This window comes from Methylomicrobium lacus (genome assembly GCF_041897535.1).
GTDB classification, from domain to species: domain Bacteria; phylum Pseudomonadota; class Gammaproteobacteria; order Methylococcales; family Methylomonadaceae; genus Methylomicrobium; species Methylomicrobium lacus_A.
In genome coordinates this window covers 4,098,614-4,118,744 of record NZ_CP169217.1, presented here as the reverse complement: position 1 = coordinate 4,118,744, position 20,131 = coordinate 4,098,614, and the positions used below count along the sequence as shown (strand labels likewise).

Here is a 20,131-nt window from a genome sequence, read left to right as displayed (position 1 = left end):
GCAGCCCGGCAATTTTTCTTGCGGGATTGTTAGGAGGCCGGGGCAACCGGGACACCCTTAAAAGAGCGCCCCAGGCTTTTGATTTCGAAAGTGCAGGCATTAGCCCCGCCGTACCCGGAAGCCGACGCGTCAAAGCTGAATCCGAGGCTTTCGGCCACTTTGATTTTGCTGAGTTTCTTGTTGATCGACCCAGAAAAATCTAGCTTGGTAAGTTTAAATCCGCCGGCCGAGCCTTCGATACCTACTTGCGAAAAGTCGAAATCCGAAGGAACCTGCGCCAGTGCGAACGCGAAAGCCCCCATCGGTGAATCGTACCAGTGGTCAAACTCCAACTCCAATTTAGTGCCGTCCTGTGTCCAACGGCCTGAAGCTGGCTTTTGCGTAAGAGAATCATTCGTCCAGCTGAAAGTGCCTTCGTTATCTCCAGTTACCTCCCCATCATCGAAAGAAATCGAAGCGGAAAGGACCCTGGGTCCTTGAATCGGCACGGAATGCGAGCCCCCAACCTGGCATTTCACCTTCGCTTTACCTTTGAATTTTCCTTCCAAATTCCAAGTAGTGCCGGCAACGGAAGGCGTAGGGGAGGCGGCTTGGACAAGCGGAGCAGCCAAGGCATAACCTAGTCCGGCCAATAAAAGCATTGTCTTTGTTAGCGACATAACGAAAATCTCCAGTTTAAAGGTAAAAACTCAGGGTCAGTGTACGCAAAGATATTTTTGCCGTACAAGCGCATAAGGATAGCCTAAAAACTGTCGATTCGCTCTCAGTTCCGGTCGGCGTCCTGCAAATATTCATCCTTCAAATGCACATAATGCGCGGCGGAATATTCGAGAAACTCTTTTTCGGCATCGGTCAGCGGCCGTTTTTTCTGGGCGGGCGCGCCGACATAGAGATGGCCGCTCTCGAGCCGCTTGCCGGGCGGCACCAGGGCGCCGGCGCCGAGCATCACATAGTCTTCCAGCACCGCATCGTCCATGATGATCGCGCCGATGCCGACCAGGCAATAATTGCCGATCGTGCAGGCATGCGCGACCGCTCGATGCCCGATCGTAACGCCCTTGCCTATCGTCAACGGATAGCCCTGAGACGTGAACTTGCCGTAATGCGTCACATGCAAGACCGAGCCGTCCTGCACATTGGTGCCGTCGCCGATTTGGATGCTTTCGACATCGCCCCGAATCACGACCGCAGGCCAGATCGAAACGTCGTCGCCGATCGTCACGTCGCCGATCACGGTCGCATTGTCGTCGATATAGACGCGCGCGCCGACCGCCGGCTGTTTGCCTTTAAAACGTCTGACTGTCACACTGACTCCTTGATAATATTGTCTCCCTTATATTAACCCGCCCCGAAGCTTTGATCCAAATTTACCGCGGAAACGAAGCCCCCTGATAAGATCACGGTGCCTGTTATGGGCCGTCACCGCCCGCGCCTTGCTGCTGACCAAGCAAAATCGCCTTCTCCGCCGGACTTTTTTCAGCCGATTGCGTCGTTTGCCGCTCCTGCCGCTGCGCATCGTCCTTGCTCGCCAGCGTGCTGCGCAGTTTGAGCAGATTTTTCAACGCGTTATACCAGAACGGCGCCCCGAGGCTCAATAACATCACCGTAAATGCGATGCCCAAGGGACTGACCGAGGACCAGTTCCGTTGCCATTCTGCAAAAGATTTCGGAATCGTGACGATACCCAACTGCAACAATTGTTTGATGTCGTCCTTGTTCTGGCCGGAAAGCTGATTCAGCGTGTCCGGCGCAGCCTCCACCTTCTCGCTCATCTCCACCGCCTTTTGCACGAGCGAATTTCTCAGCTCGGTATCGATCGACAAGCGGTTGATCAACTGTATCGTATCCAGCTGAAGCGTGCAGGCGACAGCCAGAGAACAGGTCACGGTGATGATCCGCACGGAAACCGTAAATCGCTCGCCGACACGGTCGATCGTTTGATCGAACCAGGTATTGATCTTCGCGACAAATTGCCCTTTTGCCGCCTGCAGCAGCGCCATGTTGTGGCGAACATGGCTGGCCAGCTCGGGTTTGTCGATCTCCAGCTCCAGGGCCAGCAGGCGCGCATTGTCCAACACCGCCTTCGGATCGTTCACGCCATTTTTCTCCAGCAGGGCGATCAGGACTTTTTGCGTTTCATCGCCGAGACGCTCGGCGACTTCCTGGGGCGCATTCCCGGACGCCAAGTCCATCAGCAACTTGGTGAATTCCTCACGGTGGATCGTCGAACCGTAACGGCGCATCCCGTCGCGGATCATCGGATGCATCAGGATGGTTGCGGCGATGCGGCGCGCGGCTTCTTGCCGGATGTCGGGATCGATCTGCTGGAGCAGATACGCCAAGCCGTGCAATAAATGCCGCGCACGGCTGTTCAGCGCGCCGGTCACCGCTTGCGCCAACACGGTCACCGCCATGCTGGCCAGTAACATGACTTCCGACAGGCCGAGTAAAATATCGATCGATACCAACATGAATGAACTCCCTGGGGATTACTAAGGGGGAGCCTCTCCGCTCTGATGATGAAGCCGCCCTGTGGCCGGCTAGTAAATATACTTAGCCGCAACCGCAGAATCTAACTGGGGACGAAACGACCTGTCAAGATTTTTGCGGGCCGATGACGGCTTTCCGGGGTCAACGCTTGCAATGAACGGCTGGGCGGGTATTGGCATGAACAAAAAAAGCGCACTTTATCGAAAGGAATATGCAATAATCACGCGTTAACACTGCCTATGTCGATTCACAGGATGTTTTCACCGCCCCCGTATAGTTGCGCTGCGACTGGCCGTATCCGCGAACGACATTCAATCTCCAAAGCGTCCATATTCCGTGATTGACCCCTTGTTGACCCAAATCATCGCCATTGCCAAAGCCGCCGGCCAAGGCATCATGACCGTCTATAACCAACCCGACGGCAAAGTTGTTTTAAAGTCCGATCAGTCGCCGTTGACCGAAGCCGACCTGCTGTCGAATCAAATCATCGTCAGCGGATTGGCGCGACTGACGCCGGAGATACCGGTTCTCTCCGAAGAATCCGTGGCGATTCCCTACGAGCAGCGCGCCGGCTGGCAACGTTTTTGGCTGGTCGACCCGCTCGACGGCACCAAGGAATTCATCAAGCATAACGATGAATTCACCGTCAATATTGCGCTGATCGAACATGGCCAACCGGTGCTCGGCGTCGTGCACGCGCCCGCCTTGGACGTTTGCTATGCCGGCGCCGTCGGCCAGGGCGCATTTGTCGAACGCAAACAAAATCCCGCAGAGCCGATCCAAATCGCTCCCCGCAAGGCACAGGACCTCTTGAAAATCGTCGCCAGCCGCTCGCATCGGGATGGACGCACGAGCGCCCTGCTCGACCATCTGGGGCCGCACGAGTGCATCAGCATGGGCAGTTCGTTAAAATTTTGCCTGGTTGCCGAAGGCAGCGCGCATTTCTACCCTCGCCTCGGCCCGACGATGGAATGGGACACCGCGGCCGCGCATGCTGTCGTCAACGCGGCCGGCGGCAAGGTCTGCGAACTGTCCGGCGCAGCCTTGCGTTACAATAAGGCCGATTTACACAATCCGGAGTTTTTCGTGTTAGGCAATTCCGACCATGCCCTGCTCAGCGCCGTCCAGCGCTGTCTATGAATGAAGTTGAAACAACGCCAGCTCAAAAAGAAATCATGCGCCCGTAACCTGACCCCGACGCAAACGACTTGAGTTTCCGCGAAAGTCAGAGAGGAAAATATCCGTCGGGACTTTGGATCGGCCTTCGATTAGGTTATGGCCTCTCCATAGGGATTCGCGCTATGCGCGAAATTCATAGTTGTGTATAATGCGGCCGGTTAAGGTCACCCGCTTCCGCAACAGCAAGCCTGTACTATATTTTCTCGCCCCAAAGAGTTAGTAGAGAAACTTAGAATGAGATTAGGATTTCTCAGGCTTAAATTACAAGATCGCATGCCTTGCTACGAAATAGACGCGTTAAGGAAAAATCTTTTCCAATTTCCAGATTGATTATCTTAGCTTTATCTGACAGAAGCCAAATAATCTTAAAGCGCAATCAAGAAAATCACAAATCCTACTGAAGTCGGCTTCAAATCAGCTTTATTTGCACTATCGACTGAAATATTTCTCTACTTCAGCAATAATTTTTTTATCTTTTGATACTTAAGGGAGACCGTAAAGAGTGCTAAAGTTGCTTTTGACATTTCTAGCGCGCGGAGTTTCGGCAGCAGCAGCTTTTTTATTCAGCATTCTTATCGCCAGATTACTCCCACAAGAGGGCGCCGGAGAATATTTTACGGGATTGACGATTATGACTGGAGCATCAGTTATAATAAGATTCGGATTTGATAATTATATTATCAAAAAGAATGTCGTGGACGAAGGCCGCGCCACAGCCAACTTAATAAGCTTTGCCTTATACTCTGTTGTTATATTTATATCCCTAATCGCCTTGGTTTGTTTGGCAATTTCGGTATTGAGTGACTTCAAAACTTTTGCAACACAATATGAGGTTTTCCTATATTTTCTGGTTGCATCGTTATTTTTCGCATTATTGTGGCTTGCCTCGGGTTTTTTAAAGGCGCAACGCAAAGCACCGCTTGCAAACTTTATAGAAGCTGGCTTAGTGCCGGTCGCCTTGATTTTTACTTATGGATTGTTTTATCAGTCCGTTACGTTACTTCAAGCGGCTCAAATTTATCTTGTCATTTTAGTATCGCTCGTTGCGGTCATCTATGTGTGCATTTTAGTTAAGTTTGGAGTGAAATTATATCTGACGACGCTTTCGATGAAGGAATTGCAAGAAAGCTCAGGGATCATGGCGTCGAATCTTATGGATTTTCTTGTTTTATGGTTCTCAGCTTTGATTCTGACTAAATATGCGCACATGTCGGATGTGGCTGATTTTCAGATTGCACAGCGCTTATCCGTATTGATTTCTTTTATCTTGATTGTCATCAATAGCATCTCCGCGCCAGTTTACGCCCAATTATTCAGGGATAATCAAATCGACAAAGTGGGCCAGATTTTACGCCTAACTACATCCTTGATGACGCTTATCGCATTGTTTCCCTTAGTCCTGTTCTGGTTCTTCCCTGAGTTTTTGTTAAGCTTTTTTGGTAATGAATACAGAGACGCAAGTACATCACTGCTGATTTTATCGTTTGGGCAATTAGTCAACGTCATGTCCGGATCTGTCGGCTACGTTTTAATGATGTCTGGCCACAGCCATGTTTATAAGATGAATACGCTTTATAGCGCCGTAGCTTCCATCATTTTATCGATTTTACTCGTACCCGAATACGGCGCGATAGGTGCCGCTATTGCCAGCAGTACAGGCCTTGCAGCCAAAAACCTTTTAGGGGTTTACTCGATTTATAAGCTTTTTGGACTGCTGGCGCTGCCGACATTTGAGCAAATTGCAAAAATTTTTACCTTAAGGGAACGCTATGAAATACTTACTCATCGGCATTGATGGCTGTCAGGAAGAGCATTTTTATCGATTCGACATGCCCTTTATGCAAGGAATGTTTTCGCAAGGGCAAAAGGTCGATTTAACAGAAGATCTCATTAGTCGTGGGTGGGCTGAAATCTGCACGGGGCTCCATGCTACCGATTCGGGCGCTTACTACGAGCGCGCGGTGATGAATGGGACGCATGAATGGACAACCAGCTACAATCTCCTGGCAGAGAAAAAAAACAATACGAGCATCCCAACCCTATGGGAAGTATTGAATAGCCAGGGTTATAGCGTCGGTATAATGAATGTTCCAACCACAAATCCGGCTCCGGAAATCAATGGATTTTTTGTATCCGGTGGCGGTGGGGGCAGGAAAGTCGAAGATGAGGTCGATCCCAGCCAATGTCATCCCAAGTCAATCAAAGAAAAATTGGATAGCCTGGGTTATATTTCTGATGAGCGTATTTCTTCTCTTTTGTTCGAGAAAAACCTATACGAGGAGAAAGACTTTTTTGCGCGCCTGCAATTGATGACCGAAAAGCGGATTGAGTCTTATTTGGCGCTTAATAAGGAATTTGATGTAGATTTTGGATTTGTCGTTTTCCGTTCGGTGGTGGTTTTGGAAAATATTTTTTCGAGCGAAATAGCAAAATATCTAGCCGGAGATATTCATACCAACAAAATATTGATTGATCACATAAAAGCTTTTTATTCGCACCTGGACTCATGCATCGAAAAGTTATGCGTTGGCTTAGGCGTGGATAAAATTGGCTTTGTTTCAGATCATGGCACTGTTTTGCAAAAATATTCAGTAAACCTCAATGTTTTTCTTTTAGAAAATAAATTTCAACAAAAGACAGGCAGCAAAGAAGGTTTACTCTGGTTCCTGAAAAAGTATAAAGACCTCATTCCCTACCAGTTGCGAGCCAAGCTGAAAAAAAGCCGAAGTGTTCTCGAAACCTATCAAGGCATTCAAGGATTTGACAAACAAAAAAGCTTAGCGTTTACAAGCGGCAAAGGTACCTCTTTTTTTGGCATTTATGTCAATGACACCAAACGTTTTGGCGGTTGCGTACCTGAAGATAAAATAGAAGATATTGCAAATCAAATCGTTAATACGTTTAATTCAAATTCGGAAGCAAAAAAACACGGTTTTTCCGCTGTCTCCGAGATTCATAGACGCACGGGCGCCTATGCAAAGTATTGGCCCGATATCTTGGTAAACGTCCCTAGCGGATATAACCCAGATAACAATCAAAACCTGTTTGTAGCGCCTTTTTCGCGTAGTCACGAATCGATTCAGTTGAAAGAGGTGAAATCCGATTTGTGGACTGGCACTAAAGACAAAGTCCCGTTATCACTTTTCGTTGGACACACTCATCTTCATCCCGATATGTATGTCCAGCAAGACCTGACCGCTGTATTCAGGATAGTCAAGGCAGAGTTCGGACTCTGAACGGTCAGGACAAAAATCTGATTTTTTGGCGTCGGAAAATTTATTTTGGCATTTTTTTTATTTTTGGAAAAAGTTATGAAAATTGCTTTAGTAACGATACATAAAGCAAATAATTACGGAGCATTGCTCCAAGCCTATGCATTGCAGGAAGTGCTGAAGAGCTTCGGGGAGGTTGATCTGGTCGACTATGACAACGAGTATTTATCTGTGACTCTGAATCCTGTTCGATTTGTATGGACTTTCCATGGCCTTCTCGGAATGGGTAAGGATCTGTGCCGATTATTCCCCAGATACAGGCTTGTGAATAAGTTCAAAAAATTCATGTCTGAACGATTTGCAATGACGGCGACATACAAGCAGTCCGAACTGCTTGCTAATAAATTGGCAGGATATGATTGCTATGTCGTGGGTAGCGATCAAGTATGGAATCCCGCCTGTGTAAGCCTAAAAGCCTTGCTAGATCCTGTGTATTTCCTTGAATTTGCTCCTGAAGGCGCAAGAAAGATTTCTTATGCTTCGAGCGTTGGAGGATATGTCTATTCCGATCAAGAAGAAGTTGAAGTCAAAAAGTATCTTAACTCCTTTAGCTCGGTTTCGGTTCGCGAGAAAAATACCCAACAGTATTTAACAAATCTCGGCATTAAAGAAGTTGAACATGTACTGGACCCCACTTTACTGTTGGATATAGGGCAATGGGAAGCGTTGATAAAAAAGAGTCCCTCCACGGAACCCTATATACTGCTATATTCAGTCCCCAAGTCGAGCTTGGTTCGTCCTGCTGTCGACTATTTTTCCAAAAAACTGGGGCTCAAGGTCATTGCGATCGATCAAGATTTGGTTGCTAACGCGCAGGTCGACACACACCTGAGAGATGCAGGCCCGGAGGATCTTCTTTCATTATTCGCGTCCGCAGCGTTTGTGGTAACCGATTCCTTTCATGGCGTCTGTTTTTCGATTAACTTTGAGCGGCCTTTCGTTTCCTTGACGCCGGGCGTGCATGTCAATCGGGTTGAGAGCTTGTTATCCTTGGTCGGACTGAGTGATCAATATGTAAGAAATGAGTCTGAATTTTCAAATATTTCGCTCAATATTGACTTTACCGAGCCTCGTGCCCGACTTAAGGAAGCGAGGGAGGCATCGTTGCACTTTTTGAAAACCGCCGTCTCTTGATTACGAAATTGATGATCCCGAGCGTTGTCAGCTATTGAATGTTGATTGCCATTCAGCATTGAGTATTTCGATTGGCTTTATAAGATCAAAAGCCTAACTCGATTCGTAGCAACAGAGACAAATGACGATGCCTTCCCGGCTCATCACATTATCGATGCAGGAAGCTGGTTGCTGCGTTTTCGCTCAGCCTCCCGGCTTACCCGCTGTCGCGAATTCCGTTTGGGTTGAGCGGCTTGTAGCCGCTAGGCAAGGCTTGGGCAGAAATATATCGATCCGCGTCGCAACTTTTCGCAGAGAAAACTGAAGACATTGGCTTCAATAGTCCGGTCGACATCGAAACAGGGCTGTCGAATTAGGCCGCCTGGAACCGAGAGCAACAACCAACATCATGAAGATTCTAAATGTCAATTCATCGCTGAGCTTTAAAACGGGCGGGGGCACCGCGGAGCGCACGTTTCAGATGAGCCGCTTTCTGGCGCGGGAAGGCATCGATTGTACCGTGCTGACGATAGACAGCGGCTTGGACCAGGACCGGATCGAAGCATTGAAGCCAGCTAGCCTGATCGCCTTTCCGTTGTTATGGCAACGGTTTCATGTGCCGCGCATTCGCTGGAAAACCGTCAAAAACTTGGTCAACGAAGCCGACATCGTGCATCTGATGGGCCATTGGGGGGTGCTGAATGCGGTTGTTTATTGGGCTGTGCGCCGCGCCCGGAAGCCCTACGTTGTCTGTCCGGCTGGCGCGCTGCCGCTTTTTGGCCGCTCCAAGTTATTAAAAAAACTATATAATTTGATCGTCGGCAAAGCCATTCTGCGCGATGCCGCCGGGTGGATTGCGGTCACGGAAGCCGAATGTGTGCAGTTTGAAAGTTATGGTGTGCCTTCTTCGCGGATTACCGTGATTCCGAACGGCGTCTGTCAGGAAGACTTTCAGCCTGCCGACACCGAACAGTTTCGCCGCGAAAAAAAATTGCCGGACGCGCCGCTGATCTTATTCATGGGACGGCTCAGTCCGATTAAGGGCCCGGATCTTTTGCTGCAAGCCTTTGCTTCGGTGCGCGAGCAAATCCCCGCATACCATCTGGCGTTTGCAGGACCGGATGAAGGCATGAGAGCCGGTCTTGAAGAAGCGGCCCGGCAGGCTGGAATCGAAGATCGCGTGCATTTTTTGGGATTTGTCGGCGGCAACGACAAGGCGGCGGCATACCGAGCGGCAAGTTTGCTGGCGGTGCCGTCCCGTCAGGAAGCGATGTCGATCGTCGTGTTGGAAGCGGGAATCTGCGGCACTCCGGCGATGTTGACCGATCAATGCGGTTTCTCCGAGATTACCGAGATCGATCGGGGGCTTGAAACGCCCGCAACCGTTCAAGGCATTGCCGAGGGTTTGCTCCATCTGTTGCTGACTCCGGACCTGTTGGAAAGCGCCGCATCGAGCTTGAGGAACCTGGTCTTGCAGAAATACACATGGCGCCGTATCGTCCGGCGTTATTTGAATTTGTATCAGACCCTATTGCAAACTTCGATCAGTAAATGAAAATCCTGATTGTTAGTCAGTATTTCGCCCCCGAATCATTCATCATCAACGATCTGGCGCGGCACCTCCATGCCTTGGGCCATCAGGTAAGCGTGCTGACCGGCAAGCCCAATTATCCGCAGGGCGCGATTTACGAAGGTTACCGCTGGTCGGGCATTCAGCGCGAACGCTACGCCGACGCGATCGAGGTGATCCGCATACCGCTGTGGCCGCGCGGCAAAGGCGGCGGCCTGCGCCTCGCGGCCAATTATCTGTCGTTCGTATTGTCCGGGCTGCTCTATGCGCCCTGGCTGCTGCGCGGCAAGACCTTCGATGCGATCCTGGTGTTTGCGATTTCGCCGATCACCCAGGCGATTCCGGCGCTCGTGCTGAAATGGCTCAAACGCGCGCATCTGGCCATCTGGATACAGGATTTGTGGCCGGAGAGCGTCAGCGCCACCGGCTTTATCCGGAATCCCTTGTTACTGAAGCTGATCGGCTGGATGGTGAAAGGCATTTATGCGGGCTCGGACACTCTCCTGGTGCAGTCGCGCGCTTTCATCAAAGCGGTCGCGCATTATGCACGAGAAGACAAAATCGTTTATTATCCGAATTCGTTTGAAGATAAAAACGCAACGCCTGGCGACGCCGCGCTTGTGCCTCAAAGCCTGATTGATACGCTCGATGCGCATTTTAGCTTGGTCTTCGCCGGCAACCTCGGCACCGCGCAGGCGCTCGATACGCTGGCCGGGGCCGCGGAACGGTTGCGGCATCTTCCGGACGTGAAGCTGATCGTGGTCGGCAGCGGCAGCATGCAATCCTGGCTGGAACGGCAAAAAGCCGAGAAAACTCTGGATAATTTGCTGCTGGCGGGCCGCTTTCCGCCGGAAGCGATGCCGGCGATTTTCAGCCGCGCCGAAGGCTTGCTGGTGACGCTGAAGCGCGAGGAGATTTTTGCTTGCGTGATCCCGAGCAAAATTCAGGCTTATCTCGCGGCCGGCAAGCCGATCATTGCCGCGCTCGACGGCGAAGGCGCGAAAATCGTCGAGGAAACCGGCGCCGGGCTTTGCTCCCCGGCCGAAGATGCGGAGGCCTTGGCCGCTTGCATCGAAAAACTCTATACGATGAGCAAGACCGAGCGTGATGTAATGGGCCGTAAAGGACGCGCCTATTTTCTTGACCATTTCGAAATGACCACACAAACACAGCGATTGATCGACATTTTGACCATCAGAACCAGGGAAACACAAAAATGAGCGGGAAAATCCTCGTACTCGGCGCAACCGGCATGCTCGGCAATGCATTTTTTAGGTATTTGTCGAGCGCGCCGGAATTGCAGGTCTGGGGGACTGTGCAGAATGCGGATGGGAGACGCTTTTTTGCGGACGACCTGCAGCCTTACCTGCTCGCCAATGTGAACGTGCTCGATTTCGATACGCTGGTCGGCGCCTTTGAAAAAGTCCGTCCCGACGCGGTGATCAACTGCATCGGCCTGATCAAGCAGCTTGCGGATGCGAATGATCCGTTGTCAGCACTGCCGATCAATGCGATGCTGCCGCACCGGCTGGCGAAATTATGCGCCTTAGCCAATGCGCGCCTGATTCATTTCAGCACCGACTGCGTTTTTTCCGGCCGCACAGGCATGTACTCTGAAACCGATCCATCCGATGCGGAAGACCTGTACGGCAAATCCAAATACATCGGCGAACCGACCGACTTTCCGAATGCGCTCACTCTGCGCACTTCGATCATCGGCCATGAATTGTACAGACATGTCAGCCTTGTTGACTGGTTTCTGTCGCAACAAGGCAGCGTGAAGGGCTATCAAAAAGCCATCTTTTCCGGCTTGCCGAGCGTCGAGCTGGCCAGGATAATACGCGCCTTTGTGCTGCCGAATCCGGAGCTTTCGGGCCTGTATCATGTGTCGGCCGCACCGATCGACAAATGTTCGCTGCTGAAATTGGTCGCCGAAGCCTATCAAAAAACGATAGCGATTATTCCGGACGAACAGGTCGCTATCGACCGTTCGCTGGACTCGACGCGTTTCCGCGAAGCCACCGGCTACGCGCCGCCCTCGTGGCCGGAATTGATTTTGATGATGAAAAATTTTAAATGAAGGAGTTTGCCGAGCGCGCCGATGTTTGATGATAAAGTACTAATGATTACCGGCGGCACCGGCTCGTTCGGGCATACGGTGTTGAAGCGTTTTCTGGACACCAATGTCCGGGAGATCCGTATTTTCAGCCGCGACGAAAAAAAACAGGAAGACATGCGTATCGCGCTGGCGAACGACAAGGTCAAATTCTACATCGGCGATGTCCGCGACTATGCCAGCGTTTCCGAGTCGATGACCGGGGTCGATTACATTTTTCACGCGGCGGCGCTGAAACAGGTGCCCTCCTGCGAGTTTTATCCGATGGAAGCGGTCAAGACCAACGTGATCGGCACCGAGAACGTGTTGAACGCGGCGATCGCGAACGGCGTGCGCCGGGTGGTCGTGCTGAGCACCGACAAGGCGGTTTATCCGATCAACGCAATGGGCATCTCGAAGGCGATGGCCGAGAAAATCATGGTCGCGCGCTCCCGAATGATTCCCGAATCCGGCACGGTGGTCTGCGCGACCCGCTACGGCAACGTGATGGCCTCGCGCGGCTCGGTGATCCCGCTGTTCATCAGCCAGATCAAAAAAAATGAGCCGATCACCGTGACCGACCCGAACATGACCCGTTTCCTGATGTCCCTCGAAGACTCGGTCGATCTGGTCCTGCATGCGTTCGAGCATGCGCAGCAGGGCGACATTTTCGTACAGAAGGCGCCGGCATCGACCGTCGCCGATTTGGCCGAGGCGCTGAAGGAACTGTTCAACAGTTCCTCGCCGGTCAAGGTGATCGGCACCCGCCACGGCGAAAAGCTGTATGAATCGCTGATCTCGCGCGAGGAAATGGCCAAGGCCGAGGACATGGAGCGCTACTATCGCATTCCGGCGGACAACCGCGACCTGAACTACAACAAATATTTCGTCGAAGGCGAGACGCACATCTCGGAGGTGGACGACTATACCTCGCACAATACCCACCGTCTTAACGTCGCCCAGATCAAAAACCTGCTGTCGACGCTCGATTACATCCGGAGCGAACTCGATGCTTAAAGTGATGACCCTGATCGGCACGCGCCCGGAGCTGATCAAGATGAGCCGGGTGATCGCCGAACTCGACCGGCACATGCAGCATATCCTGGTGCATTCGGGGCAGAATTACGATTATGAATTGAATCAGGTGTTTTTCGACGACCTCGAAATTCGGAAGCCCGATTATTTCCTCGGCGTTACCGGCGAAACCGCCGCGCAGGCGATCGCGGACGTGATCGCGAAGGCCGACGCGGTGTTCGCGAAAGAAATGCCCGATGCCCTGCTGCTGTATGGCGACACCAATACCTGCCTCGCCGTGATCGCGGCGAAACGGCGCAAGATTCCGGTCTTCCACATGGAGGCGGGCAACCGCTGTTTCGACCAGCGCGTGCCAGAGGAACTGAACCGCAAGGTGCTCGATCATCTGAGCGACATCAATATGGTGCTGACCGAGCATGCCCGCCGCTACCTGATCGCCGAGGGCATCCGCCCCGAGACGATCATCAAGACCGGCTCGCACATGCAAGAGGTGCTGGATTATTACCGGCCGAAGATCCTCGCCTCCGACGTGCTGGCCCGGGAGCACTTGCAGGAAGGCCGCTTCTTCATCGTCAGCGCGCACCGCGAAGAAAACGTCGACAGTCCGGAAAATTTGCGCGATCTTCTGGAAACCCTGCGGGCCTTGGCCGAACAGTATCAATTTCCGGTGATCGTGTCGACGCATCCGCGCACCCGGAAGCGCCTCGAAGCGCTTGGCGAATCGCTGTCGCATCCGTTGATCCGCTATCTTAAGCCGTTCGGTTTTCTGGACTACATCCGTCTGCAAATGGCCGCGTTCTGCGTGGTGTCCGACAGCGGCACGATCACCGAGGAAGCATCCTTGCTGAATCTGCCGGCCGTCACGATACGCCATACCCATGAACGGCCCGAAGGCATGGATGTCGGCACGCTGGTGATGTGCGGCCTGAAGCAGGCCAACGTGCTGGATGCGGTCCGCGTCGTGACCGACCAGCATGACAGGACTCGCCGAGTGATTCCGCCGATTCGCGACTATCAGGCTCCCGAAGTCTCCAAACAGATTGTCCGGATCGTGCTGAGCTACACCGGCTATGTCAACCGCACGGTCTGGTCGAAGGCATGAGCTTGTCCGATAACCGCCGTTTGAACATTCTGGTCACCGGCGCCAACGGCTTCGTCGGCAGCGCCCTGCTCAGGCGTTTAGAGGCCGAACAAAAATTTTCGGTCCGCGCCGCGGTGCGGCGTTTGGCGGGACTCGAGCGCAAGGAAGGCGTCGACTGGATCGAAACCGGCGATCTTGCCGAACCTGCCGACTGGCGCACCGCCCTCCAAGGCATCGACGCGGTCGTGCATCTCGCCGCTCGGGTCCATGTGATGCGGGACACGGCTACCGACCCGCTCGCAGAATTCCGCAAGGCCAATGCCGAAGGCACGCTGAATCTGGCCCGGCAAGCGCTTGAAGCGGGCGTCAAACGCTTCATTTTCATCAGTTCGATCAAGGTGAACGGCGAGGCGACATCCCCCGGACGTCCTTACCGCGCGGACGACATTCCCGCTCCCGAAGACGCCTACGGCATATCCAAACGCGAAGCCGAAGACGGCTTGCGCGAGCTGTGTTTGAATTCCACGATGGAATTTGTGATCATCCGCCCTCCCCTGGTTTACGGCCCCGGCGTGAAGGGCAATTTTTTCAGCATGATGCGCTGGCTCGACAAAGGCGTTCCGCTGCCCTTGGCTGCGATTCAAAACCGGCGCAGCCTGGTCGCGGTCGATAATCTGATCGATCTGATCCTCGTCTGCATCGAGCATCCCTTGGCCGCGAATCAGATTTTTTTGGCCAGCGACGGCGAGGATCTCTCGACGCCTGAACTCCTGAGCAAAACCGCGTCCGCGCTCGGCAAACGTGCGCGTCTTTTGCCGGTACCGCCTGGCTTATTGAATTTCGCCGCGCGCTGCCTCGGTAAAACCGCCGCGATCCGGAAACTGTGCGGTTCGTTGCAGGTGGACACCGGCAAAACTCGTGAACGGCTCGCCTGGCGGCCTCCGGTCGGTATCGATCAGGCCCTAAGCGAAGCCGCCGAGCATTATTTGGGAAACCGAAAGTGATACAGTCCGGCAGCTTACTCCTGGCGGCTTTGGCGGCGGCGTGGCTGTTCACCGGCCTGATTCGCCGTTATGCACTGCGATCGAACATGATCGACGTGCCGAACCAGCGCAGTTCGCATACGCTGCCGACCCCGCGCGGCGGCGGCATGGCGATCGTGGTGGTGTTCTTGGTCAGCCTGGGGGCGCTGTTCGCGCTCGACGTATTGACGCCCAAACAGAGTTGGGCGCTGTTCGGCGCCGGCGCCTGGGTCGCCGTGGTCGGCTTTCTGGACGACCACCGCCATATCCCCGCCGGTTGGCGGCTTTTGGCGCACTTCATCGGCGCCGGCTGGGGCCTGTATTGGCTCGGCGGCTTTCCGCCCCTGCCCCTGTTCGGCCAGCTCGTCGCTCTCGGCTGGATCGGCCATGTCTTCGGCCTCTTCTATCTGGTCTGGCTGCTGAACCTTTACAATTTCATGGACGGCATCGACGGCATCGCCGGCATCGAAGCGATCACGGTCTGTCTCGGCGGCGTTCTGTTGTTCCTGCTGTCCGGTAATCAGAGTGTATGGCTGGAGCCGGCATTGCTCGCGGCGGCAGCCGCCGGATTTTTGCTCTGGAATTTTCCGCCCGCGAAGATTTTCATGGGCGACGCGGGCAGCGGTTTTTTGGGCATCGTCTTGGGCCTGATCTCGCTCCAGGCGGCCTGGCTGAACCCGAATCTGTTCTGGAGCTGGCTGTGCCTACTCGGCGTGTTCATCGTCGATGCAACCTTGACTTTGCTGCAACGCTTTCGCCGCGGCGAAAAACTGCACGAGGCGCACCGGAGCCATGCCTACCAGTTCGCCGCGCGCCGTTTCGGCTCGCACAGACCGGTGACGCTGTTCGTCGGCGCGGTCAATCTGTTCTGGCTGTTGCCGCTGGCGATCTCGATCGGCCTCGGCATGCTGAACGGCATCCTGGGCGTCGCCTTGGCCTATCTGCCGCTGCTTTTGACGGCGCTAAAATTCAACGCGGGCGGCACGGAAGAGCGCGGATGAAATCACGACTGGCTAGTTGGTTTATCGGGCAGTCCAGGCCCCGAAAAGCCCTGATTCTGATCGGCGCGGACATCGTATTTGCGGTGCTGGCCTTGTGGTCCGCCTTCTCGCTGCGCTGGGGCGTCCTGTTCGTGCCGAGGAGCATCGAGTGGGCATTGCTCGCGGTCACGCCGGTCCTGGCCGTACCGATTTTCATCCGTCTAGGACTGTACCGGGCCATCATCCGCTATATCGAAATAAAGGCCTTATGGACGATCATGAAGGCGGTCACGCTCTATGCCTGTGCGTTTGCCTTGATTTATTTTCTGCCCTTTATTTTTTATGAGAGCGGCATTCGTAATCTGCCGCGCACCGTACCGTTCCTGAACTGGCTGATCATGATGCTGCTGGTCGGCGGCAGCCGTTTTTTTGCGCGTTGGTGGCTCGGCGACACGTATATCCGGCTCAGCGGCGGCCACAATCCTGCCACGCATCCGAAGAAAAAAGTGCTCATTTACGGCGCCGGCAGCGGCGGCGTGCAGTTGGCCTCGGCCTTGGCGCTCGGCCGCGAGTTTCAGCCGGTCGCCTTCATCGATGACGATCCTGCGCTGAACAAGCATAAGATCAACGGCCTCAGGATCTATCCGTTTTCGTCCCTGAGTTATCTGATCGACCGCTATGAGGTTGCGAGTGTCCTGCTGGCGATCCCGTCCGCCAAGCGCGCGCGCAAAAGCGAACTGATCCGCCAGCTCGAGCCTTATGCGGTACAGGTATTGTCGATGCCGAATCTTTCCGAAATCGCCGGCGGCAAGATTACTTTCGACACGCTCCGGGAAGTCGAGATTGAAGACCTGCTGGGCCGCGATCCGGTCGCCCCCGATCCCGCCCTGCTGCATGCGAATATCGCCGGCAAGGCGGTGATGGTAACCGGCGCGGGCGGCTCGATCGGCTCCGAATTGTGCCGGCAGATCGTCGCTTTGAAGCCGTCCGCGCTGGTCCTGTTCGAATTGAGCGAATATGCCTTGTATGCGATCGAACAGGAGTTGCAGTTATGGGCCTCCCGTTTACCTTCGGCAGAAAAACCGGCGATTTACGCAATCCTAGGTTCGGTGACCGACGCGCCGCGTCTGCGCAAAGTTTGCGAGACCTTCAAAGTGCAGACGATCTACCATGCGGCGGCCTACAAGCATGTACCGATCGTCGAACACAATCCGGTCGCGGCGATCCGCAACAATGTATTCGGCACCCTGCGCACCGCGGAAGCGGCCATCCAGGCCGGAGTCGAAACCTTCGTGCTGATTTCGACCGACAAGGCCGTCCGCCCGACCAACACGATGGGCGCGACCAAACGCTTTGCGGAGCTGATCCTGCAGGCCTTCAGCGCCATACCTGAAAACCGGCGCCGCACCCGTTTCACGATGGTGCGCTTCGGCAACGTGCTCGGCTCGTCCGGTTCGGTCGTGCCGTTGTTCAGGGAACAGATCAAACGCGGCGGCCCGGTTACGGTGACCGATCCGAATATCATCCGCTATTTCATGACCATTCCGGAAGCCGCGCAACTGGTGATCCAAGCCGGCGCGATGGGCAGCGGCGGCGATGTCTTCGTGCTGGACATGGGCGATCCGGTCCGTATCCTCGACCTGGCTAAACGGATGATTCATTTGAGCGGACTCGAAATTCATGATCAGGATCATCCTGACGGCGAAATCGAAATCCGTTTTACCGGGCTCAGGCCCGGCGAGAAGCTTTACGAAGAATTGCTGATCGGCGATCATGTAAGCGAAACCAGCCACCCGCGCATCATGCGCGCCGAGGAACACGTGATTCCGTGGCACGATTTATCTCTACTCATCGAGCGCCTGGATCAGGCGGCGCAGCTTGACGATCCGGAACAAATCCGGGAGCTTTTGCTTGGCGCGGTCTCAGGCTTTGCGCCCCAGTGCGGGATCGAGGACCTGCTCTGGAAACAGGCACAATCGGAAATCGTGGCGCCGGATTCGGTCTAACCGGCAAAAAAAAACCCTCTCCGACGACAGTATGTCGGAGAGGGGGCTCAAAGATCGGGCAGCGAATAAATGAGGAGGCACTGCCCAATGAAACAGAGAAAATCTGTGACATCGTTACTATAGTAGGCTTTAAAATTGCATACAATAGTGTAATTGTTAAATTTATTGTTTCTTTTTTAGAAACAATATAAAGTATCAAGAATTTCACTCTTTTGTCCGGCCGGCACATCTCATATAGGCGCCCAGAAAGGTGTGGCGTCAGAAAACCTTCCGCCTGAAGAGAGACCGGCCCCGTCGCGTGTCGCCCTCCAATTCTTAAACCGCCAAAGCCATGTTGATTGCAGGAGAACCCCGTGGATAAATTGACCAGCATGAACGTGTTCGTCCGCGTCGCGAAAGCGGGAAGTTTTGCCGGTGGCGCGCGCGATCTGGATATTTCGCGTGCGATGGCGACCAAGCATATCATGCATCTGGAAAGCTGCCTCGGCACCCGCCTGTTCAACCGCACCACGCGCAGCCTGAGTCTGACCGAAGTCGGCGCCTCCTATTTCGAGCGCTGTCAGACGGTGCTGCTCGACATCGAGGAAATGGAGTCGGAAGTCACCCACTTGCAGACCGAGCCGCGCGGCGCCTTGCGGGTCAGCGCGCCGCCGGTGATCGGCGCGACGCATATCGCGCGCGCAATCTCCGAGTTTCTAAAACTGCACCCCGATCTGAACGTCGAGCTGATCATTCAAAGCAGTCCCGGCGACTTGATCGAGGACGGCATCGACCTCGCTATTTACCTCGGCGCGCTGAACGACACCAGCATGGTCGCGCGCAAACTGGCCAGCTCGTCACTGGTCGTCTGCGGCTCGCCGGATTATTTCGCCAAACACGGCACGCCGCAAACCCCCCAGGATCTGGCCCAGCATAGTTGCCTGATCAATTGGTCGATTTCGCCGAAAAACAAATGGCCGTTCAAAAGCGAAACGGGCTATCAGGTGATCAATGTCACGGGCCGCATGCAAGCCAATGTCGCGGACGCGATCCGTATCGCCGCGATCAACGGGCTGGGGCTGGTCATGCTGCCGATCTATATCGTTGGCTGGGATATTGAGCGCGGCCGGCTGCAGCAGGTATTGCAGGACTATCCTTCCCCACCGCTCGAAGTCCATGCGGTGTATCCGCACCGAAAGTATCTGTCCGCTAAGGTCCGCGTGTTCATGGAATTTCTGCAAGCCTGGCTGGAGCCGCGCGTCAGCACACTCGGCGGGCCGGAGGCATGAAGGAACTCCGCGAAAAATGGAACCGTATTTACAGCCAGGACGAGCCCGGCAAGCAAGCGGCGGCACCGGTGCTGAGCGAAAATGCGTTTCTGCTGCCGCCCGAAGGCAGCGCGCTCGATCTCGCCTCGGGCCTCGGCGCGAATGCGATTTTTCTTGCCGAGCATGGCCTCAAGGTCACCGCGCTCGACATTTCCGGGGTAGCGATCGAAAAATTGCGCGCCTACGCCGGCCGCCATCGGCTAGCGATCGAGGCCAGACAGGAAGCGATCAACCCTGCTTCGCTGCCTTCCTCCAGCTTTGATGTGATCGTGATCAGCCGCTTTCTTGACCGCTCGCTCACGGATGCGATAATAAACGCCTTGAAACCCGGCGGCCTGCTGTTCTACCAGACCTTCACGCGCCTGAAAGTGAACGCCGAAGGCCCGAGCAATCCGGCCTACCTATTGGGCACGCATGAACTGCTGGATTTGTTTGCGCCGCTGCGGACCGTGTTTTACCGGGATAACGCCGCGATCGGCGACATACACCGGGGCCTTCGTAATGAAGCCCAATTTATCGGCCAAAAACCTGACCCAGAGACCCTACCATGATCGAAAACCTGAGCCCTGAGCAATGCTGGGAGCTATTGCAAAACAATAACGACGCAGTCCTCGTCGATGTCCGCACCAAGATGGAACACACTTTCATCGGCCATCCGCCGGGCGCGGTACTGATCCCCTGGAAAGAAGCGCCGGACTGGCAACTGAATCCGAATTTTGCCGCCGAAGTCGAGGCCGCGGTCCCGAACAAGGAGGCCCCGATCCTGCTGCTCTGCCGCAGCGGCCAGCGCTCGCTGGATGCGGCCAAACTGCTCGAACAGCTCGGCTACAAACGCCTGATCAACATCCTGGAAGGCTTCGAAGGCCCGCTCGATCAAGACAAGCATCGCGGCAACCTCGGCGGCTGGCGTTTTCGCGGCCTGCCTTGGGAGCAAAGCTAACATTGGAGATTTCCGGTTCCCGCGCGCCGCGCGGGAACCCA

Annotated in this window: 18 protein-coding genes; 15 read left to right on the top strand and 3 right to left on the bottom strand. The window is 54.3% G+C overall.

The window, feature by feature from the left end; genetic code table 11:
- Positions 1-29: 29 nt before the first annotated feature.
- The 3 genes from ACEPPP_RS18505 to ACEPPP_RS18495 form a co-directional block, all read right to left on the bottom strand.
- On the bottom strand, positions 30-659 hold the full coding sequence (locus ACEPPP_RS18505) for a hypothetical protein (RefSeq protein WP_374088833.1): 630 nt from the start codon (positions 657-659) through the stop codon (positions 30-32).
- Positions 660-763: 104 nt separating this feature from the next.
- Positions 764-1,306 (bottom strand): gamma carbonic anhydrase family protein, encoded by a 543-nt coding sequence (locus ACEPPP_RS18500; RefSeq protein WP_374088832.1) that lies wholly within the window; start codon positions 1,304-1,306, stop codon positions 764-766.
- Between the two features lie 103 nt (positions 1,307-1,409).
- Complete coding sequence (locus ACEPPP_RS18495) at positions 1,410-2,471, bottom strand: hypothetical protein (protein WP_374088831.1); 1,062 nt, start codon at positions 2,469-2,471, stop codon at positions 1,410-1,412.
- A 367-nt stretch (positions 2,472-2,838) separates the two neighbouring features.
- On the opposite strand from ACEPPP_RS18495, the gene cysQ reads away from it, so the two are divergent.
- The 15 genes from cysQ (at position 2,839) to ACEPPP_RS18420 (ending at position 20,090) form a co-directional block, all read left to right on the top strand.
- Positions 2,839-3,630, top strand: a complete 792-nt coding sequence (gene cysQ / locus ACEPPP_RS18490; RefSeq protein ID WP_374088830.1) for a 3'(2'),5'-bisphosphate nucleotidase CysQ — start codon at positions 2,839-2,841, stop codon at positions 3,628-3,630.
- 550 nt (positions 3,631-4,180) lie between these two features.
- The gene (locus ACEPPP_RS18485; RefSeq protein ID WP_374088829.1) at positions 4,181-5,464 is read left to right on the top strand and encodes an oligosaccharide flippase family protein; all 1,284 of its coding nucleotides are present in this window, start codon (positions 4,181-4,183) and stop codon (positions 5,462-5,464) included.
- Positions 5,439-6,905, top strand: coding sequence for an alkaline phosphatase family protein (locus tag ACEPPP_RS18480; protein WP_374088828.1), 1,467 nt, complete (start codon positions 5,439-5,441; stop codon positions 6,903-6,905). Before ACEPPP_RS18485 ends, ACEPPP_RS18480 begins: the two co-directional genes overlap by 26 nt.
- A gap of 75 nt (positions 6,906-6,980) precedes the next feature.
- Positions 6,981-8,075, top strand: a complete 1,095-nt coding sequence (locus ACEPPP_RS18475; RefSeq protein WP_374088827.1) for a polysaccharide pyruvyl transferase family protein — start codon at positions 6,981-6,983, stop codon at positions 8,073-8,075.
- 388 nt (positions 8,076-8,463) lie between these two features.
- Entirely contained in the window at positions 8,464-9,609 is a 1,146-nt protein-coding gene (locus ACEPPP_RS18470) for a glycosyltransferase (protein WP_374088826.1), read from the top strand.
- A complete protein-coding gene (locus tag ACEPPP_RS18465) occupies positions 9,606-10,844 on the top strand; it encodes a glycosyltransferase family 4 protein (RefSeq protein ID WP_374088825.1) in 1,239 nt (412 codons plus the stop codon). The genes ACEPPP_RS18470 and ACEPPP_RS18465 overlap by 4 nt, the downstream gene beginning before the upstream one ends.
- Positions 10,841-11,704, top strand: coding sequence for a dTDP-4-dehydrorhamnose reductase family protein (locus ACEPPP_RS18460; protein WP_374088824.1), 864 nt, complete (start codon positions 10,841-10,843; stop codon positions 11,702-11,704). The genes ACEPPP_RS18465 and ACEPPP_RS18460 overlap by 4 nt, the downstream gene beginning before the upstream one ends.
- Before the next feature lie 21 nt (positions 11,705-11,725).
- On the top strand, positions 11,726-12,736 hold the full coding sequence (locus ACEPPP_RS18455) for a polysaccharide biosynthesis protein (protein WP_374088823.1): 1,011 nt from the start codon (positions 11,726-11,728) through the stop codon (positions 12,734-12,736).
- Entirely contained in the window at positions 12,729-13,856 is a 1,128-nt protein-coding gene (wecB, locus tag ACEPPP_RS18450; protein WP_374088822.1) for a non-hydrolyzing UDP-N-acetylglucosamine 2-epimerase, read from the top strand. Before ACEPPP_RS18455 ends, wecB begins: the two co-directional genes overlap by 8 nt.
- Positions 13,853-14,839, top strand: a complete 987-nt coding sequence (locus tag ACEPPP_RS18445; protein WP_374088821.1) for a UDP-glucose 4-epimerase family protein — start codon at positions 13,853-13,855, stop codon at positions 14,837-14,839. The genes wecB and ACEPPP_RS18445 overlap by 4 nt, the downstream gene beginning before the upstream one ends.
- Complete coding sequence (locus ACEPPP_RS18440; protein WP_374088820.1) at positions 14,836-15,858, top strand: glycosyltransferase family 4 protein; 1,023 nt, start codon at positions 14,836-14,838, stop codon at positions 15,856-15,858. Before ACEPPP_RS18445 ends, ACEPPP_RS18440 begins: the two co-directional genes overlap by 4 nt.
- The gene (locus ACEPPP_RS18435; protein WP_374088819.1) at positions 15,855-17,843 is read left to right on the top strand and encodes a polysaccharide biosynthesis protein; all 1,989 of its coding nucleotides are present in this window, start codon (positions 15,855-15,857) and stop codon (positions 17,841-17,843) included. The genes ACEPPP_RS18440 and ACEPPP_RS18435 overlap by 4 nt, the downstream gene beginning before the upstream one ends.
- 353 nt (positions 17,844-18,196) lie before the next feature.
- Positions 18,197-19,111 carry a LysR substrate-binding domain-containing protein gene (locus ACEPPP_RS18430; protein ID WP_374088818.1) on the top strand — a complete coding sequence of 305 codons (915 nt, stop codon included), beginning with the start codon at positions 18,197-18,199 and terminating at the stop codon, positions 19,109-19,111.
- On the top strand, positions 19,108-19,701 hold the full coding sequence (locus tag ACEPPP_RS18425; protein WP_374088817.1) for a class I SAM-dependent methyltransferase: 594 nt from the start codon (positions 19,108-19,110) through the stop codon (positions 19,699-19,701). Before ACEPPP_RS18430 ends, ACEPPP_RS18425 begins: the two co-directional genes overlap by 4 nt.
- Positions 19,698-20,090, top strand: coding sequence for a rhodanese-like domain-containing protein (locus tag ACEPPP_RS18420; protein ID WP_374088816.1), 393 nt, complete (start codon positions 19,698-19,700; stop codon positions 20,088-20,090). Before ACEPPP_RS18425 ends, ACEPPP_RS18420 begins: the two co-directional genes overlap by 4 nt.
- Positions 20,091-20,131 lie beyond the last annotated feature (41 nt).

Bases quoted from the DNA above. Each gene is read 5' to 3' on its own strand.
- ACEPPP_RS18505 (WP_374088833.1), bottom strand. From the start codon at position 659: ATGTCGCTAACAAAGACAATGCTTTTATTGGCCGGACTAGGTTATGCC.
- ACEPPP_RS18495 (WP_374088831.1), bottom strand. From the start codon at position 2,471: ATGTTGGTATCGATCGATATTTTACTCGGCCTGTCGGAAGTCATGTTA.
- ACEPPP_RS18480 (WP_374088828.1), top strand. From the start codon at position 5,439: ATGAAATACTTACTCATCGGCATTGATGGCTGTCAGGAAGAGCATTTT.
- ACEPPP_RS18475 (WP_374088827.1), top strand. From the start codon at position 6,981: ATGAAAATTGCTTTAGTAACGATACATAAAGCAAATAATTACGGAGCA.
- ACEPPP_RS18470 (WP_374088826.1), top strand. From the start codon at position 8,464: ATGAAGATTCTAAATGTCAATTCATCGCTGAGCTTTAAAACGGGCGGG.
- ACEPPP_RS18465 (WP_374088825.1), top strand. From the start codon at position 9,606: ATGAAAATCCTGATTGTTAGTCAGTATTTCGCCCCCGAATCATTCATC.
- ACEPPP_RS18460 (WP_374088824.1), top strand. From the start codon at position 10,841: ATGAGCGGGAAAATCCTCGTACTCGGCGCAACCGGCATGCTCGGCAAT.
- ACEPPP_RS18455 (WP_374088823.1), top strand. From the start codon at position 11,726: ATGTTTGATGATAAAGTACTAATGATTACCGGCGGCACCGGCTCGTTC.
- wecB (WP_374088822.1), top strand. From the start codon at position 12,729: ATGCTTAAAGTGATGACCCTGATCGGCACGCGCCCGGAGCTGATCAAG.
- ACEPPP_RS18445 (WP_374088821.1), top strand. From the start codon at position 13,853: ATGAGCTTGTCCGATAACCGCCGTTTGAACATTCTGGTCACCGGCGCC.
- ACEPPP_RS18435 (WP_374088819.1), top strand. From the start codon at position 15,855: ATGAAATCACGACTGGCTAGTTGGTTTATCGGGCAGTCCAGGCCCCGA.
- ACEPPP_RS18425 (WP_374088817.1), top strand. From the start codon at position 19,108: ATGAAGGAACTCCGCGAAAAATGGAACCGTATTTACAGCCAGGACGAG.
- ACEPPP_RS18420 (WP_374088816.1), top strand. From the start codon at position 19,698: ATGATCGAAAACCTGAGCCCTGAGCAATGCTGGGAGCTATTGCAAAAC.